The organism is Dyadobacter sp. HNCC25DJ186, assembly GCF_056895235.1.
In genome coordinates this window covers 260,331-277,767 of the sequence record NZ_JBXHAS010000004.1, presented here as the reverse complement: position 1 = coordinate 277,767, position 17,437 = coordinate 260,331, and the positions used below count along the sequence as shown (strand labels likewise).

The window sequence follows — 17,437 nt, the reverse complement described above, 5'->3', positions numbered from 1 at the left end:
GATTAATTTTTCGGCCAATTAGAATGCGATCTGTAAACCTGCCATGTAAGTAGTTGGTTTTGGATAGCCATGCCAGATCATACCTTGCGAGAATACGTTGCTCGCCTCATTTCCGTTTGTTGGTGTAACTTCCGGATCTCCATGTGGGTATTTTGTTAGCAGGAAGAAGTTCTGAGCAGAAACATAAAGTCTTAGTTTACTAAGTTTAAGTTTGCTTGTCAACTCAGATGGGAAGTTGTAACCTAACAACAAGTTTCTTCCGCGTAGGAATGATCCGTCAAAAATCCAACGGGAATCTACGTTGGTTACATAACCAGCTCTTGTTTCACGAATCTGGGCAATTGGCGTATTCTGGTTCGTTGGTGTCCAGGCATCCAGAACAGTAGTATAGCTGTTTGCAATGGAAACGCGGTCTTCACTTGGGTGAAGTGTCATGTCCATTACGTCATTACCGTATGAGAATTGTACGTCAAAAGTAAGGTCGAAGCTTTTGTATCGAACGGTGTTGGAGAATGTACCCCAAGCCTTTGGGCTACCATTTCCGATGATAGAACGGTCAGCATCCGTAATAGCGCCGTCCCCGTTGATATCTTTGTATTTGATATCACCTGGCAACATGGTAAGGTTGTTACGGTAGCTGGTAAATTTAGCAGCTTCATCTCTTTCAGCCTCGCTCCAAGTTCCTAAACGGGTCAATCCCCAGAACGATCCAACTGGTTCGCCGATACGGATAATACCTGTCTGGTTTGTAAAGTTAGGACCACCTACACCGAAGATATCAGAAGGTGTTGCCAAAGAAAGAACTTTGTTTCTGTTCAAAGAAATATTGAAGCTTGAATTCCAGGTGAAGTCACCTCTTTCAATATTTGTTGTGTTCAAAGTAAATTCGAATCCTTTATTCTGCATCGAACCAATGTTTCTTCTGATTACAGCGTAACCGCTTGAACGTGGAACCGGTGCATCCAGAAGCATGTCTGTAGTTTTTCTGTAATAGTAATCCGCTTCAACAGAAATTCTTCCTTTCAGGAAACTGATTTCCAAACCTGCATCCGTTTGTGCTGTTTTTTCCCATTTCAAATCAGGGTTAGCCAAACGGTTGATACCTGTTCCGCTTACTCTTGTATCATTGTAAATGGTAGCATAGGTAGAACTAAGCAATGACAATGAAGAATATGGAGGAATTTCAGAGTTACCAGTCAAACCGTAACTTGTACGAAGTTTCAAGTTAGAAATGATAGAATTTCCTTTAAGGAACTCTTCATCAGACACTTTCCATGCCAAAGCCGCAGAAGGGAAAAACGCGAATTTATGGTTCTCTCCAAATTTGGAGGATCCATCTGCACGTCCTGTGAACGTAACAAGATATTTATCAAGCAATGTATAGTTCACACGTCCAAAGTAAGAGTTAAACGCAAAACTTTGTTCAAGAGAACCTACTGCTGGCAATGTAGCACCAGCACCTAGATTGTCAAATCCGAAATAATCTGTCGAGAAGTTACGAACGCTGGCGTTAGTCGTTGTAATATTGGTTTTCTGCCATGAAATACCGGCAAGTGCGTTAAATGCATGAATACCAATTGTTTTATTGTAAGTCAGGTAGTTTTCCCATGACCAGAACGTTTCTTTTCTGGCATCTTTGCTCGCAGTACCAAATTCCGAAAGTGCAAGCGTACGTGTCTGAGACTGGTTCACTTCCTGGTTGATCACATTGATACCAAGTACTGAACGTAGTTCCAGACCTTTGGCAAGCGTAACATTACCATACAAGCTACCCAATGTAGTAGCCGTGTTTACGATATACTTACGGCCAGTTAATCGGTGTATTGAACTAAATGAACCTTCTGCCTGAGGATAATCTCTGTTGTTGGCAAAAGTTCCGTTCGGGTATCTTACAGGAAGAAAAGGAAAATCTTCCACCATCTGACGAGGAACAGCGTCATTTATATCAACCAGATTTTCACTTTGGTTGTTATAGCTCAAAGTAGCGCCGATTTTCAACCATTTTTTTACCTGGTCATCAATGCTGAAACGAGTCGAATAACGTTTCAGATAAGATTCTTTCAATAAACCCTGATCATCACGGTAGCCAAGAGAAAGTGCATAAGTCGTTTTTTCATTTCCACCGCTGAAGCCAAGCTGATGGTTTTGAGAAATTTTATTTTGCGTCGCTTCTTCAAACCAGTCTGTATCGTAGTTTGGTTTGTAGCTGCCGTCTGCTGCCAAAGTGAAAACATCAGGATGTTGTAAACTGAAAGCAGCTCTACGCGTCTGAGGATTCAGGTTGGCATATTTTCCGGAAGCCCAGCCAGCCGGGTCAAACTTTTCAATATTTTTGTAAGCAAGATCTTCCACATCAAGGTACTGCTGAGCGTTCAATGTTTTTGGTCTTTTTGGACCGATCGTCGGTACACTGACGTCAACATTGTAAGTAATGATACCTTCACCGGATCTTCCTTTTTTCGTCGTAACAAGGATTACTCCATTCGCACCTCTTGCTCCATAAATCGCAGTAGAAGAGGCATCTTTCAATACTTCAACAGAAACGATATCATTTGGGTTGATATAGTCAATGGCTGAACTATACTGGTTCTGAGTTCCCTGAGGAAGCATTACTCCATCCACAACATACAACGGGTTGTTGGAAGAGTTGATAGAACTGAAACCACGGATACGGATATTACTTCTTCCACCCGGGCGACCTGAGTTCACGTTTACCTGTACCCCTGAAACTTTACCTTGCAAAGCCTGATTCAAAGATGGAGAAGGTCTTTCTTTCAGCTGATCTTCTTTTACTGATCCAACAGCACCTGTTAAATCTGATTTTCTTGCAGTACCATAACCGATAACAACAACTTCGCTTAGTGCTTTTGTATCTGATTCAATGGCAACATCAATGGTAGAACGGTTGCCTACTGCAATTTCCTGGCTCACATAACCTACAAAACTGAATACCAACGTAGCGCCGCTTTCCGGTACAGAGAGCGTATAAGAACCAGTTGCATCCGTCGTAGTACCCGTGCTGGTTCCTTTGATCACAACGTTCACGCCCGGAAGGCCCTCAGCCTTATCTTTTTCGGTTACTTTTCCTTTAATTGTTCTGTCAGCAGTTTTCAAACCGGACAGTTTCGTATTGTTATGTTTGGCAGAGATCGTTTCAATAGCTCCGTTTGCGTATGTTCCAAAAGAACACGACAGTGCGAGAGCTACTAGAACTGTTTTTTGCATCGCTCCTTTGAGAGTTTTGCTTTTTCTGGTAATATTCCTTTTCATACAGTTGGTTGCTTTAATTATGAAAATGTAATGTATAGCCTATGCGCACAAGGTTTTATAAGCGTGAATGGCCTGTGATCTTTGATAACAGCCTAAAAATGTAGTCAGGGTTTTTTCTTTCATAAATTGATTTGATTTAAATTATTAAAAAGGACTGTATTAGCTAAATTAAATGCACGTTGGGCGAGGCATAACTTAAATGGCCGGTACAACAATACTTATCAGAACAGAAGCCGCCAAATACCAGTAAGCCTGCCTCTCGATGGGAAACTTTCCACTTTTTCTATCTTCGAGCTCTCTTAGTTTTATTTTTGTTTTGATTTTTTCCAGAATCGATTTGGAATATTCTTCACTTTTTGATTCTGGGAAAAGGGAATTTAATTCCGGTGAACTTTCAAATGACTGGTACCAGCTTTCTACTTCTTCACGCTCTTGTGGTGTACAGGTTCCGCTTAAATATTTATCTAATAATCCGGATGGTACAGGTGTCTTCATGAATACATTCGTTTTGGATAATAATAAACCGGATTAATGCAATTTATTTGATCTGTTATACAAGGACGTGCGAGAGGCTCTGACACCTTAGTTAAACGATAAAAAAAAGTGAGATTTTTTTATCACAAATTAAATCAGATTTAAATTTTGCTCTAAAATGCTCATCATGAAGGTTATGTAAGCAGCAGGTGAAAAGCTGCGAAGCTGATGGCGGATCGTATTTCTGGCTTTTAAAAGATGGCTTTCAATAGTTTTGGTAGAAACGTTGGAAGTATTGGCGATTTCCAGGATCGTCAGCCCGCTGTCAAAAAGTTCGTAGGCACTACGACATTTTTCGGGAAGATGGGAAAGGCTTAACTCATAGGCTGTTTTTAAATCGTTGTATGCTATTTCTTCATAGGTAGCCTGGTCGGTCTCTTTTTCAGCATAATCTGCAGGATACTCTGCGACCTTGTTATTCTTGCGGAAAAAAGAAATGACAGCATTACGAAGAGACGTGTGAAAATATGCATCAAACGATTTAGCAACTACAATTTGATGTCTTTTCGACCACAATCCTACGAACAGTTCCTGAACCAGTTCTTCTGACTGATCCCTGTCGCGAAGACGTTTATAAGCATCGTTCAGAAGTCTGTAAAAGTATCTGCGGTATAATTCTTCAAAAGCCTGGTGGTTGCCCAGCTTGATTTCAGATAAGAGTTCCTCATCATTAGATTCGATAAACTGAGTTCTATTTGCGCTCATAGATTTTACAGCTGTTTATCAGGATAGGGAAGTATAATTTTAACAATAGATATTTTAAAGTTTTAATTAATAGGGGCAATATTATAATAAATAAATATAATAATTAAATAGAATTTTAATATTGATAGTAAAAGGGCGGTGCAAACGTTTGCAAAAAATATCTTTTTACAGAATATCTCTATGTAACCGAAAGATATTTATTGAGTATAAACAAATTGTTAAAAAAAATAAATATTCGATTTCGTGAAGGTGGGGGTTTTGTATTGTCCTGATAATCAAATCAGGTGAAGAGAAAGTTGATGTGAGTATCCGATATGCATCGTTTTTTTTACAAAAAATGCACGGGTAGGAACAATGATATCTGTCCTCAGATCCGGAACAGATCGGTCAAATTAATTAATTGTTAAATATTTTTTTGGTTACAATAATTTCACCCTTGGTTATTGAAGCGTGGTAAGATTAATGACGGCTCAGAATACTATTAAAAATAAAACGGGTGCCAATGCTGACACCCGTTTTAAGCAAATGATATGTTTTTGATCTTACACCAGGTCTATTACTATTCCACCATTACGAACGGATTCGTCACAGGCGAAAGCGATTTGTAAACTTGTAACAGCATCTTCCAGGTGATCTGTCAAGTCGAGATCTTCCTTAACAGCTTTCAGGAAATAAGCCTGTTCGCGGTTACATAATTCCTGGTGATCCGGTTCGTCTTCCAGATTGATCCATGAATCTTCGTGAACAAATTCATCCTGATCATTTAACGCCGCATGGTGAATTCTTATGGATTCAGTTTTGGTATGAGCTTCCACGGAAGAAGATTTTCCAGTTCCGCCGGCATCTTTTGCAACAATTGAAACAGAACCTTTTGGCCCGATCACGTCTTTCACAAAAAATGCAGTTTCGCTGATCATTGGCCCCCAGCCCGCTTCGTACCAGCCAACCGAGCCATCTTCAAACCAGATCTGAAGTTGTCCATAGTTATAATTTCCCTCAGGAATGTCGTCGGTCAGACGGGCACCAATGGCATTCACGCGGACTGGCTTAGAGCGTGTCATCTGGCACATCACATCAATATAATGCACACCACAGTCAACGATCGGACTTAGGCTTTTCATCAGGTTACGATGCACTGTCCACATATAACCATGGCTTTGCTGATTCAGGTTCATACGCATAACCAGCGGTTTGCCAATATTTTGCGCTTCCTGCACGAAACGCTCCCAGGAAGGATGGTGACGAAGAATGTAACCAACAACAACTTTTTTACCGGCTAATTTTGCAGCCGTAACCACTCTTTTAGCACCTTCGACAGAGGCGGCCAGAGGTTTTTCTATAAATACATGAGCGCCTGCTTCCAAAGCCTGGATCGCAAAAGTTTCGTGCGTATCCGGATAAGTGGAAATACAAACAGCATCAGGTTTGGTTTCTTTCAACGCAGTTTCATAATCACTGAACAAGGCATAACCGCCGCCAAGTTTTTCGTTTAAAACTTCTTTGCTCTTTCCGGTCGATACGATTCCGCAGATTTCGAAACCATCCGACAACTGATAAGCGACTGCGTGGGATGCGCCCATGTTGCCACAGCCCACCACGAGGACGCGCAAAGGATTTTCATTCATTGAAGCAGACATACGAAATATTGTTATTTACAAATATTGGGTTGATAGGAATATTAACCCCAAAATTAAGGATTTAAATCCGTTTTGGGGAAATATCAGTTACTGATGATTCGATTGTCAGTAACAAAAGAATAGAAAAAATGTCTAAAATATAAGAATTGTAATGATGTTCTTTTTTTAATGAACAAAAGGTTGCATAATGCACGAAATTTAGCACTTCTTATAGATGTTCATCAATTTTCCTCTTGTGGTTCCTCTTACTGGAATCAGGCGTCTCGCTTACATTTGCGTTTTTTTTGCTCTTTCAATTTGTAACTGTGCGTTTGCGCAGCAAGATTTTAAACCAACGTATGGGATTGTTGACCGTGCATCTCTTGAAATGAATGCCTATCCGGCGGACAGCAGCGCGGAAGCCTTGGTGCTTTATGATTTTGGAGAACTTAGATTCACCTATCAGGATCATGTCGGACTCGTGCTGATAGCTGAATACCGCGTCAGAATCAAGATTTTGAAAGAATCCGCACTTGACCGTGCGTCGGTTTTCATTCGCTATGGCGAAGATGGAAATCCTGAAAGGGATGAAAGTATTACTGACATATCGGGTTTTACTTACAATCTCGTTGGGAATGCTATTGAGACGGTCGCCATGCCGAATAAAGCCATAGTGAGAGAAAAGCTGTCTGACAAATACTGGGTATGCAAATTTAACCTGCAAAATGTCAGAAAGGGATCTGTAATTGAATACACCTATACCAAAACCACACCTTTTGCTTTCCGTTCAGAGCCGGATGACTGGAATTTCCAACAGGATATTCCTTGCAAATGGAGTGAGTACAAAATTACAGTCCCTAATGTTCTTTATTACAAAATTACTTTTGGAGGTTATTTGCCGCTTCATATTGACAAGCGGGAGAATGTAAACATTGATATCGGGCATCGGCAAATTGATGGGCCCGGGTTGGCGTATCGATTTGTTGTTAAAGAAGCACCAGCGTTTGCAAATGAGCCTTACATTACAACCCAGAAGGACTACGTTTCCCGGATCGCATTCGAACTGGCCAGTGTCCATATCTATGGAGAAGGACTGAAAAGCTATTCTCAAACCTGGCCTGATGTGGATAGAACGTTGCTTAACACCGGCAGCTTTGGGGGACAGTTAAAAAATTTTTCATTTATAAAGGAAATTAATGAAGTTTTAGCAAAAAAGACAACGGACCCGGAAGAAAGAATGGCACTGGCGTATGACTACATTCGTCAAAATATAAGGTGGAACGGAGAGGCAGGTCTTGTATCTGAGGAGGGCGTCAAAAAAGCCTTTGAAAATAAAAAAGGGAATGTAAGCGACATTAATCTGATGCTTACCAGTTTACTGAGACAACTAGGGCTTGAAAGTAATCCTGTCGTGATAAGTACACGTTCACATGGAAGGGTCATTGAAGAAATTCCTCTTATTGATGGTTTCAATTATGTGGTGAGTCACGTAAAACTGGGTGACAAAGAATATCTGCTGGATGCAACGCAAAGAAATACACCCTTGGGAATGTTACCTGAACATGCGCTTAATACGAAAGGGAGGTTAGTTTTGAATAATGGAAAAGGCCTTTTTCTAGATTTAAAATCAAAAGTTGCACTGGGAAAATTTCAAAAGATTGATGCAGATGTCTCACCGGAAAATGGTTTGTTAAAAGGAAAATATTTTATGACCTTAGGTGGTTACGAAGCTTTGAGGTGGCGAGACAGATATCTTTTAGAAGCGGAAGAAAACTTTCCTGAACAAGTGAAAAAGACGAATCCTGACTGGGATATTGACAATTTTAAAGTATTAAACAAAAATGAAAAGTTAGGAGAATCATTAGAAATTTCCTACGATTTTGAAGCTGAAAGTGACGGATCGACATCTGACGTTTTTTACTTTAATCCAATGTTGGCCGGGAAGATTTATGAAAATCCATTCAAAGCGCTGAACAGGATATACCCGGTTGATCTGACGACGACGAGTTCAACTTCATTTATTGGAAATTTCAAATTTTCCGAAGGCTATTATTTAGAGCAAATCCCCAAGACGGTTATCATCGCATTGCCAGAAAAAGCAGGGAGATTCACTTATCAGGTAAAACAAGAAGGGAATGTGGTCTCTGTAAACAGTGTGCTCACAATTAATAAGTCCTATTTTACTGCATCGGAATACGAGCTGCTCAGAGAGTTTTACGACCGGGTCGTCGAAAAACATGCGCAGTCACTGGTTTTGAAGAAAAAGAAATAGCTTTAATTGAGATGAAGACGATCAATATTTTTTTGCAGAAGGAATTGCTGACCCTTTGTTTTTTTGCAATCCAAAGTTTTGCTTATGCGCAGGATTTTAGCGTTAATAAAATACCGCTGGAACTACTTAAAGATGCTAATGCTGTCATTCGTCTTGACGAAGAGACTTTTGAAATTTTATCTAAGTCGGAAGCTAAACAGCGCAACCGTTTAGTTGTGACCGTTCTAAATGAAAAAGGCGAAGATACGTATAGTGAAATGATGGTCCGTCATGATAAATTTACAAAAATCACAGACCTTGCAGCCAATATTTATGATGCAGACGGTAAGCTGATCAGAAAAATAAAAGGATCTGATATAAAAGAGTTTGGCTATGGTATAGTTGGAAATGATATAACAGATGCCAGGTTTAAGGTTGTATATTTTGGTCGGAAAAGTTACCCCTATCCGTATTCCATCGAACTTAGCTATGATACCAGAGATCGGAATATGATGTCTTATCCCAGTTGGGTTCCGACGAATAATGGCAGAAGCTCCATCGAATATTCTTCTTTCAAAATAAAAACACCCATTGGTTTTACATTTAGGTATAAAGAGTATAATGGTGCTTCTCCGGTAAAAAAAACGTTTGATACAGACGGTTTGCCACTGTATGAATGGACAATGCGAAATCATGCAGTTCTTGATAAAACACCATATCCATTACCCGAAAATGAATTTTTGCCAAGAGTATTGACAGCACCGGTTGCATTTGAAATTCAGGAATATTCGGGAGTTTTGAACAACTGGGAAGATTTTAGCAAATTTTATTATACGCTGAATAAAGACCGTGATCAAATGCCTGCCGAGACGATTGCAGAAATAAAATCGGTTGTGAAAGATGCCAGAACAGATCGTGAAAAAGTGTTACTCCTCTATAAATGGCTGCAGGCAAGAAGCCGGTATGTGAGCATTCAACTTGGAATTGGAGGGTGGCAAACGATCGATGCCATGACTGTCGCCGTGAAAGGTTATGGAGATTGTAAGGCATTAAGTAATTTTATGGCAGCGAGCCTAAAACAAGTTGGAATCACTTCTTATGTAGCTTTGATCAAAGCTGGTGATGAAGCAGAAAATAATCTGGACTTTCCAAGTAACCAGTTTAACCATGTTATTGCCTGCGCCATCTTACCAAAAGATACGATTTGGCTTGAATGTACCAGTCAGAATACGTCTGCCGGTTTTATGGGCTCATTCACTGGTAATCGTAAAGCTTTGCTTGTGATGCCGGAAGGAGGAAAGCTGGTAACGACACATTTTTACGAATCTGAAGAGAATGTAGTAAGTCGCATAATAAATGCTAAACTGGATGAAAAGGGTAATGGACAGTTAAGTGTCCGGACTAATTTCAGAGGAATGCAGCAGGAGGCCCGGGAAAGACTTTTGTATGTTTATACAAAGGAAGAACAAAAAAAATGGCTGCTAAGTAATTTGGAGCTGCCCAACATGGAGCTGGAAAATATTGAATATAGTAAGACCGATAATGAAGTTCCCGTGGTGACAGAAAAGTTAAAGATTTTGGTTCGAAATTGCGCCACAAGAACAGGCGAAAGATTATTTGTTAAGCCTAATTTATTGACAAGACAGTTAGCCTTGCCAAATTCTTCAAAAGAACAGACCACGGATTTTTACCTGCCTCCATCCGATTATAATTTTACAGATTCGGACAGTGTTTTCTTTGAAATTCCGGCAGGATTAAAGCTGGAAACTTTACTTCCGAACTTAAAGATTGAATCCGTTTTTGGGATGTATTCTGTCAAGGTAGCATTTGATAATAACAGACTGGTTTATTTAAGGAAAGTTACTATGAAAGGAGGCCGTTTCTCAGCCGCTGATTATCCAAAGTGGATTGATTTTTTAAAAAAAATCAGAAAAGCGGACCGTTCCCAGGTTGTTTTCATAGAGCGCAAAACCTAACAGTTCGCGTCGTTTTTACCAATATTGATCTGTTTGTCTTTTTGCAGTTGTTTCATAACTTTTAAGTATGAAGCAACTGCATTTATGTTAAAATATGTTTATTATTGATTAATACCTGAAATGTTTCCAGGCGATTCAGCGTCTACCTTTGTTAAAAATTCAGATTCTCAAATTTATTAAAACATATATCATGGACAAGGCATCATGGCAGGGCGTATTTCCTGCATTAGTTACACCGTTTAAATCTGACGATACGATCGATTTCGACATGTTTGCAAAAAATCTGACTGCGCAGGTTGAGGCTGGTATTACCGGTATTATCGTCGCAGGATCTTTGGGTGAAGCGAGCACGTTGACATCGGAAGAAAAATATGAATTGGTGAAATTTGCAAAAAAATCACTTCCTGCTGATATGCCCGTGGTTTTGTGTATTGCAGAACAATCCACAGCAGTTGCTGTTGAAATCGCTAAAAAAGCAGAAGAAATCGGTGCAGACGGATTGATGGTTTTACCTCCGATGCGTTATAAAGCGGATGATCAGGAAACCGTTGTTTATTTCACAACGATTGCGAAGAGCACTTCATTATCGGTAATGATCTACAACAATCCGGTTGATTATAAAATTGAAGTGACGTTGGATATGTTCGAGCAATTGTCGGCTTATCCAAATATTCAGGCGATTAAAGAATCTACGCGTGATGTAAGTAATGTAACACGTATTTTTAACCGTTTCGGTGATCGTTTCAAAGTTTTCTGTGGCGTGGATACTTTAATAATGGAAGAGGTAATGTTGGGCGCTGACGGTGTTGTCGGTGGTCTGGTTGATGCTTTCCCGAAAGAGACCGTTGCGATTTTCAACTTTGTGAAAGCGGGTCAATACAAGGAAGCTCTTGCAGTTTACAGATGGTATCTTCCGCTCTTGGAACTTGACATTCATCCTAAACTGGTTCAGAATATTAAATTGGCAGCAACACTTGCAGGTATAGGATCTGAATATGTGAGAGCTCCGAGACTGGTGTTGGAAGGTGCCGAAAGAGAAAAGGTTTTGGCAATTATCAATCATGCAATCGAAAATCAGCCTGTTTTGTCAGATTATTTAAATCTGGCCGTGGACTCATCCGTTGCATAATTTTGTTGTTCTGGTTGAATTATAATTTTAACCAAAAGTGCTTTTCTGATTAGGGTATAATATAAGGTACATTTTACCCTAATCAGAAAAGCTTGCGAAAAGCTTTTGGAACCAACCAACATTATAAACGCTGATAGCGAATCGCTGAAAGCCCCCATTATGGATATTTCAAAAGAAGAATTAGATCGTATCGTTCAAAAGGCCCAGGAGGCTTTTTTGATAAGTAAAAACTTCCCGCTTCAAAAACGGATCGCTTTCATGCGTGCCGTGGCTGATGAAATCGAAGCACTTGGTCCGGAGCTTATCCAGACTGCCATGACAGAATCTCATTTGCCGGAGGGACGATTGGTTGGAGAAAAAGCAAGAACAATTTTTCAGTGGAGAAGTTATGCCGATGCAGTTGAAAGAGGTGATTCGCTGGATGCGAGCATTGATACGGCAAATGCAGAACGCACTCCTCCAAAACCGGATATCAGAAAAACGGCTGTGCCGCTTGGTCCGGTTACTGTCTTTGGCGCAAGTAATTTTCCATTTGCCTTCTCGACAGCAGGTGGAGACACGGCCAGTGCGATCGCAGCAGGTTGTCCTGTTATCGTAAAAGCCCATGAAGGTCATCCGAAAACGTCTGGAATTATGGCTGATGCAATTTCGCGCGCCGTTGTAAAAAGCGGTATGCCGGAAGGGACATTTGCCCATGTTTACAGTTCGACATTTGAAACTGGTCAGCAGCTTGTAAGCCATCCATTGATGAAAGCCGTTGGTTTTACCGGTTCATACCGTGGAGGAAAAGCATTGATGGATCTGGCAAACCAACGTCAGGAGCCGATTCCGGTTTATGCGGAAATGGGAAGCATAAATCCGTTATATCTTTTGCCAAATAAAATTAAATCAGCACCGCAGGAACTGGCAAAACAATATGCCGGATCACTCACGCTCGGTGTTGGGCAGTTTTGTACTAATCCGGGATTGGTAATCGGCGTCGCCGGTGAAGATCTTAATTTGTTTATCGAAGCATTAAAACACGAAATTGCGGGTATCGCACCTTGTTCGATGCTTAATGAAAAAATAGCAGCCGGATATGCTGAGAGTCGTGAGAAAATGATCGGACAATCAGGCGTTGAAGTTATTGCAGTTTCCGTGACGGAAGCAGCAGAAGGACAAGGTTTGCCAACCGTTGCGACAGTTGCTGGTGTTGAACTATTGGTTAATCCTTCGTTGCTGCATGAAGTTTTCGGGCCTTTTGCATTAATTGTTCAATGTAAAGATGCCTCAGAATTGTTGGCAGTGACAGAAAAACTTGATGGGCAGCTAACTGTTTCACTTTTTGCGACAAATGAAGATTTGTCTGAAAATGAGGAAACCATATCCATTCTGCAAACAAAATGCGGCCGGATATTATTCAATAATTTCCCGACAGGTGTTGAAGTTTGCAAATCGATGCACCACGGCGGACCTTTCCCTTCTTCCAGCAACGGGGCTTATACTTCCGTAGGAGCCGATTCGATCAAGCGTTTCGTGAGGCCATTAAGCTTCCAAAACTGGCCGGATGAATTTTTGCCGGAAGAATTGAAAAACAGCAATCCGTTAAATATCTGGCGGACAATCAATAATGAAAGAACAAAAGAGGCAGTATAAAATAGTTTCTTCGACAATTTACAATAGCAAACGGAGCTAAAAGCCAATTGCTAAAAGCCAACAGCTAAATAATGCGTAAGACTTTTTTCTGTATAGATGCCCATACTTGCGGCAACCCGGTACGGGTTGTCGCAGGTGGAGGGCCTTTGTTGCAAGGTAACAGCATGATGGAGCGCAGGCTTCATTTTTTGAAAGAATTTGACTGGATCAGAAAAGGATTGATGTTCGAACCTCGCGGCCACGATATGATGAGCGGAAGCATACTTTATCCGCCCGTAGATCCTGAAAATGATATCGGCGTTTTGTATATTGAAACCAGCGGTTGTTTGCCCATGTGCGGTCACGGTACAATTGGTACTGTTACCATTGCCATTGAAGAAGGTTTGGTGACGCCAAAAGTACCTGGCAAACTTAGGCTCGAAACACCTGCTGGATTGGTTTTGGTGGAATATGTGCAGGAAGGGAAAAAAGTGAAATCGGTCAAACTGGTAAATATCAAGTCTTTTCTAGCAGCCGAAAAATTGACCGTAGAATGTCCGGATCTGGGTACTCTGACAGTAGATGTTTCTTACGGAGGAAATTTCTATGCGATCGTAGATCCGCAGGAAAATTTTAAAGGACTGGAAAATTATACTGCTGATCAGTTGATCAGCTGGAGCCGGGTTTGCAGGAAACGCATGAATGAACAATACACTTTCGTTCACCCGGAAAATGAACACATCAACGGACTGAGTCATTTTCTTTGGGCAGGCGCGGTGATTGATCCAACGTCCACAGCGAGAAATGCTGTTTTCTACGGAGACAAAGCAATCGACCGATCTCCTTGCGGTACCGGAACTTCGGCACGTATGGCGCAATGGCATGCAAAAGGCAAGTTGAAAAAAGGCGATAAATTTATCCATGAAAGTATCATCGGGTCTAAATTTATAGGTACTGTTGAGGACGAAGTCACCATTGGAGATAAGCCTGCAATCATACCGGGAATTGAAGGATGGGCGATGGTAACCGGATATAACACCATTATCATTGATGATGACGATCCGTATGCTTACGGTTTTCAAGTGTTGTAATAGAAAATTTTAACCGCTCCGACGCAAAAGGCGCAACGGTTTACGCAATGGACGCGAAATTAAAACTACAAGGTTGCGTCCATTGCGTTTAAATAATATGAAAATGGACACAAAAAAAGGTAAAGTTGTCATTATCGGTGGCGGAATTATGGGGTTGGCTTCTGCTTATTATCTGTTAAAAGACGGGTGGAAAGTGACTGTACTGGAAAAGGGAGATTTGACAAATGGTTGTTCTTTTGGCAATGCCGGTATGATCGTTCCCAGCCACTTTATTCCTTTGGCAGCACCAGGAATGATCTCGAAAGGGATAAAATGGATGTTCAACAGCCGCAGTCCTTTTTATGTAAAACCTTCCCTGGACTTTTCCCTGATTTCCTGGGGCTTGAAATTCGTGAAAAGTGCCACAGTGAGCCATGTAGAGCACTCCGCGCCATATCTTCGGGATTACCATTTATTAAGCCGCCAATTATATAAGGACCTTACCAATGAATCGGGCTTTAATTTTGGCTTAAAGGACAAAGGGATTCTGATGCTTTACAAAACCGAAAAGGCTGGTGAAGAAGAAATTCATGTGGGACGGGATGCGCAGAAACTTGGCCTGGATGTTGAGATTTTGAGCAAAGAACAAACCCAGGCACTTGAACCGCATACTAATCTGGATGTTATCGGTGCCGTACATTACCGTTGCGATGCGCATTTATATCCAAATGCACTGATCCCACAACTGATTGAATTTGTCAAAAAGAATGGTGGAGAAATTATAACAAACAGTGACGTCACCGGATTTGATATCCGCGAAGGCGAGATCAAAGCTGTTCAGACAAATAAGGGAAATGTGGAAGGTGATCTTGTCGTGATGACAGGCGGAACCTGGCTTCCTGAACTGGCAAAGTTAGCTGGCTTGTCAATTCCGGTGATGCCTGGAAAGGGATATTCTTTCATGGAACCGAACACTGAACACAAGATTATCCACCCATCACTTTTGATAGAAGCCAGGGTTGCGGTAACGCCTATGAACGGCCAGGTTCGTTTTGGCGGAACGATGGAAATTGCGCCTGTAAACGATAAGATTAATATGAACAGGGTGGAAGGGATCGTCAATTCCATTCCTAAATACTATTCGGATCTATCAACAGATTTGCCAAAAATAAAAGATATCTGGTACGGTTTCCGTCCATGTTCCCCGGATGGTTTGCCTTATCTGGGTTATAGCAAAAAGTTGAAAAATCTGATCGTTGCTGGTGGGCATGGGATGATGGGCCTAAGTCTGGGGCCGGCAACAGGCAAAGTTGTCGCTGAACTGGCTGATCGCAAAACGACTTCTGTGGACATTTCTATTTACGATCCGCAGCGTTATAACTAAGCAGATCATTCTACGCCTTTACCAATAATACTATTTTTATTTCCCAAAAACAGATTCAAGGGTTTGGGAAATAAAATTGTTGGATATTTGAGGAATGTATTAGAAAAGTTTGATAATAAGGTTACGTTAGAAACAATATTTGGTATTGCGGAGTAATTCAAATTTTGTTGTTATGATATTTTTAGTAAAACAGAAGTTTCATAGTTCTAAAATATTATTGTAGCTTTCATCAGTGAAAACCTGATCTCCATAACCTAACCCTTATATGTCACAAGAAAGTACGTCGGAAAATACTTCATTTAAACCTTCCCTGGGCCTAGTTGATGCCACCATGCTTGTAGCGGGTAGTATGATCGGATCAGGGATTTTTATTGTTAGTGCTGACATCACCCGAAATACAGGAAGCGTAGGCTGGCTGATGGTTGTCTGGCTGATTACTGGTTTCATGACACTGACTGCGGCATTGAGTTATGGAGAACTTAGCGCCATGTTTCCGAAGGCCGGCGGACAATATGTTTATTTAAAAGAGGCGTATAATCCGCTGATTAGTTTCTTATATGGGTGGAGTTTTTTTACCGTGATTCAAACGGCAACGATTGCTGCTGTTGCGGTAGCTTTCGCGAAATTTACCGCATACCTGTTACCTGTGTTTAGTGAAGATCTTGTCGCCATTGACTTTGGCTTTCTTCAGATAACCCCGGCGCAATTATTATCCATCGTAATAATCGTTTTTCTTACGTTTATTAATACACGTGGCGTTAATAGCGGAAAAATAATCCAGACAACTTTCACACTTGCGAAACTGCTAAGTCTTCTTGGGTTGATCATTTTTGGTCTTCTTTTTATGAAACCCGAAGTATGGAATATCAACTGGGATTCTGCGACAATGTGGGACTTGCACAAACTTAATTTTGACGGGAGTATTGAATCTTACACCACATTTGCGGCTTTTGGTGCAATTGCCGCTTCTATGGTTGGGTCCATTTTTAGCAGCGATTCATGGAATAATGTAACTTTTATTGCAGGAGAAATTAAAAATCCCCAACGTAACATCGGATTGAGTCTTGCACTTGGTACGATCATCGTAACGGTTATTTACGTACTCACAAATGTGATGTATACCGGAGTTTTGTCTTTGACTGAAATAGCTTCTGCCGATAAAGACAGGGTTGGGGTTGCAGCATCTCAGATGATTTTCGGGAATTCAGGTACGATCATTATTGCCATTATGATCATGGTTTCAACATTTGGATGTAATAATGGATTGATTATGTCCGGTGCGCGGGTATATTACTCCATGGCAAAAGATGGTCTGTTCTTCAAAAAAGTTGGAGAATTAAACAAGAATTCTGTTCCGGAATTTGGCTTATGGATCCAGTGCGTAATTGCTTCCTTATGGAGTTTGAGCGGCAAGTATGGCAATCTTCTGGATATGATTTCCTTCGTTGTAGTGGTATTTTATATGCTGACGATTATTGGAATTTTTATACTTCGTAAAAAGAGACCTAATGCGGAAAGACCTTACAAGGCGTTCGGGTACCCCTTTCTGCCGATTATTTACATTCTGATGGGAACTGCCTTTTGCGTGCTGCTTATCATCTTCAAACCTGAATATACCTGGCCGGGACTGATCATTGTTTTGCTTGGAATACCAGTCTATTACCTGATCGCAAAAAAGGATATTGTTTCTGCAGATTAATATCAAAGATATTTTGATCAATTTTAGAGGTAGGTAATGATAAAAAAAATTCGCTTCGCGGAAGATGTTACCATTAACAACTTTATTTTCAGGAGATTTGAATTTTATCAAGAAGAGGTCAAATGTTTGTCAATGGTTATGTTTTTCTAGCTTTTACCGAAAAATAACTTAGGGTTGAGATTCGCTTAG

11 protein-coding genes are annotated in these 17,437 nt (G+C 40.7%); 7 read left to right on the top strand and 4 right to left on the bottom strand.

All coding sequences use genetic code 11. The features are described from left to right. Nucleotides 1-18: 18 nt before the first annotated feature. From AC1XUO_RS14925 to AC1XUO_RS14910, 4 genes are all read right to left on the bottom strand, one after another. Nucleotides 19-3,270 carry a SusC/RagA family TonB-linked outer membrane protein gene (locus tag AC1XUO_RS14925; RefSeq protein WP_483330591.1) on the bottom strand — a complete coding sequence of 1,084 codons (3,252 nt, stop codon included), beginning with the start codon at nt 3,268-3,270 and terminating at the stop codon, nt 19-21. 195 nt (nt 3,271-3,465) lie between these two features. Beyond that, nucleotides 3,466-3,765, bottom strand: a complete 300-nt coding sequence (locus AC1XUO_RS14920) for a hypothetical protein (protein ID WP_483330590.1) — start codon at nt 3,763-3,765, stop codon at nt 3,466-3,468. A gap of 129 nt (nt 3,766-3,894) precedes the next feature. Next, the gene (locus AC1XUO_RS14915; protein ID WP_483330589.1) at nt 3,895-4,509 is read right to left on the bottom strand and encodes an RNA polymerase sigma factor; all 615 of its coding nucleotides are present in this window, start codon (nt 4,507-4,509) and stop codon (nt 3,895-3,897) included. 542 nt (nt 4,510-5,051) lie between these two features. After that, entirely contained in the window at nt 5,052-6,146 is a 1,095-nt protein-coding gene (locus AC1XUO_RS14910; protein ID WP_483330588.1) for a Gfo/Idh/MocA family protein, read from the bottom strand. Between the two features lie 214 nt (nt 6,147-6,360). Here AC1XUO_RS14910 and AC1XUO_RS14905 point away from each other — a divergent pair, with 214 nt between their 5' ends. The 7 genes from AC1XUO_RS14905 to AC1XUO_RS14875 all read left to right on the top strand — a co-directional run bounded on the left by AC1XUO_RS14905 (nt 6,361) and on the right by AC1XUO_RS14875 (nt 17,248). After that, nucleotides 6,361-8,397 carry a DUF3857 domain-containing protein gene (locus AC1XUO_RS14905; protein WP_483330587.1) on the top strand — a complete coding sequence of 679 codons (2,037 nt, stop codon included), beginning with the start codon at nt 6,361-6,363 and terminating at the stop codon, nt 8,395-8,397. Between the two features lie 11 nt (nt 8,398-8,408). Beyond that, entirely contained in the window at nt 8,409-10,352 is a 1,944-nt protein-coding gene (locus tag AC1XUO_RS14900) for a DUF3857 domain-containing protein (protein ID WP_483330586.1), read from the top strand. A gap of 190 nt (nt 10,353-10,542) precedes the next feature. Continuing rightward, complete coding sequence (locus AC1XUO_RS14895; protein ID WP_483330585.1) at nt 10,543-11,481, top strand: dihydrodipicolinate synthase family protein; 939 nt, start codon at nt 10,543-10,545, stop codon at nt 11,479-11,481. Between the two features lie 105 nt (nt 11,482-11,586). Further along, nucleotides 11,587-13,116: an aldehyde dehydrogenase (NADP(+)) gene (locus tag AC1XUO_RS14890; RefSeq protein ID WP_483330584.1), complete on the top strand. Its 1,530-nt coding sequence runs from the start codon at nt 11,587-11,589 to the stop codon at nt 13,114-13,116. A 71-nt stretch (nt 13,117-13,187) separates the two neighbouring features. Then, a complete protein-coding gene (locus AC1XUO_RS14885; RefSeq protein ID WP_483330583.1) occupies nt 13,188-14,186 on the top strand; it encodes a 4-hydroxyproline epimerase in 999 nt (332 codons plus the stop codon). A 103-nt stretch (nt 14,187-14,289) separates the two neighbouring features. Beyond that, nucleotides 14,290-15,549, top strand: a complete 1,260-nt coding sequence (locus tag AC1XUO_RS14880; protein ID WP_483330582.1) for an NAD(P)/FAD-dependent oxidoreductase — start codon at nt 14,290-14,292, stop codon at nt 15,547-15,549. Between the two features lie 265 nt (nt 15,550-15,814). Further along, complete coding sequence (locus AC1XUO_RS14875) at nt 15,815-17,248, top strand: APC family permease (RefSeq protein WP_483330581.1); 1,434 nt, start codon at nt 15,815-15,817, stop codon at nt 17,246-17,248. Nucleotides 17,249-17,437 lie beyond the last annotated feature (189 nt).

What these genes read in the sequence shown, in the direction of transcription:
- AC1XUO_RS14910 (WP_483330588.1), bottom strand. Translation starts at nt 6,146, where the DNA reads ATGTCTGCTTCAATGAATGAAAATCCTTTGCGCGTCCTCGTGGTGGGC.
- AC1XUO_RS14885 (WP_483330583.1), top strand. Translation starts at nt 13,188, where the DNA reads ATGCGTAAGACTTTTTTCTGTATAGATGCCCATACTTGCGGCAACCCG.
- AC1XUO_RS14900 (WP_483330586.1), top strand. Translation starts at nt 8,409, where the DNA reads ATGAAGACGATCAATATTTTTTTGCAGAAGGAATTGCTGACCCTTTGT.
- AC1XUO_RS14915 (WP_483330589.1), bottom strand. Translation starts at nt 4,509, where the DNA reads ATGAGCGCAAATAGAACTCAGTTTATCGAATCTAATGATGAGGAACTC.
- AC1XUO_RS14905 (WP_483330587.1), top strand. Translation starts at nt 6,361, where the DNA reads ATGTTCATCAATTTTCCTCTTGTGGTTCCTCTTACTGGAATCAGGCGT.
- AC1XUO_RS14895 (WP_483330585.1), top strand. Translation starts at nt 10,543, where the DNA reads ATGGACAAGGCATCATGGCAGGGCGTATTTCCTGCATTAGTTACACCG.
- AC1XUO_RS14925 (WP_483330591.1), bottom strand. Translation starts at nt 3,270, where the DNA reads ATGAAAAGGAATATTACCAGAAAAAGCAAAACTCTCAAAGGAGCGATG.
- AC1XUO_RS14920 (WP_483330590.1), bottom strand. Translation starts at nt 3,765, where the DNA reads ATGAAGACACCTGTACCATCCGGATTATTAGATAAATATTTAAGCGGA.
- AC1XUO_RS14880 (WP_483330582.1), top strand. Translation starts at nt 14,290, where the DNA reads ATGGACACAAAAAAAGGTAAAGTTGTCATTATCGGTGGCGGAATTATG.
- AC1XUO_RS14875 (WP_483330581.1), top strand. Translation starts at nt 15,815, where the DNA reads ATGTCACAAGAAAGTACGTCGGAAAATACTTCATTTAAACCTTCCCTG.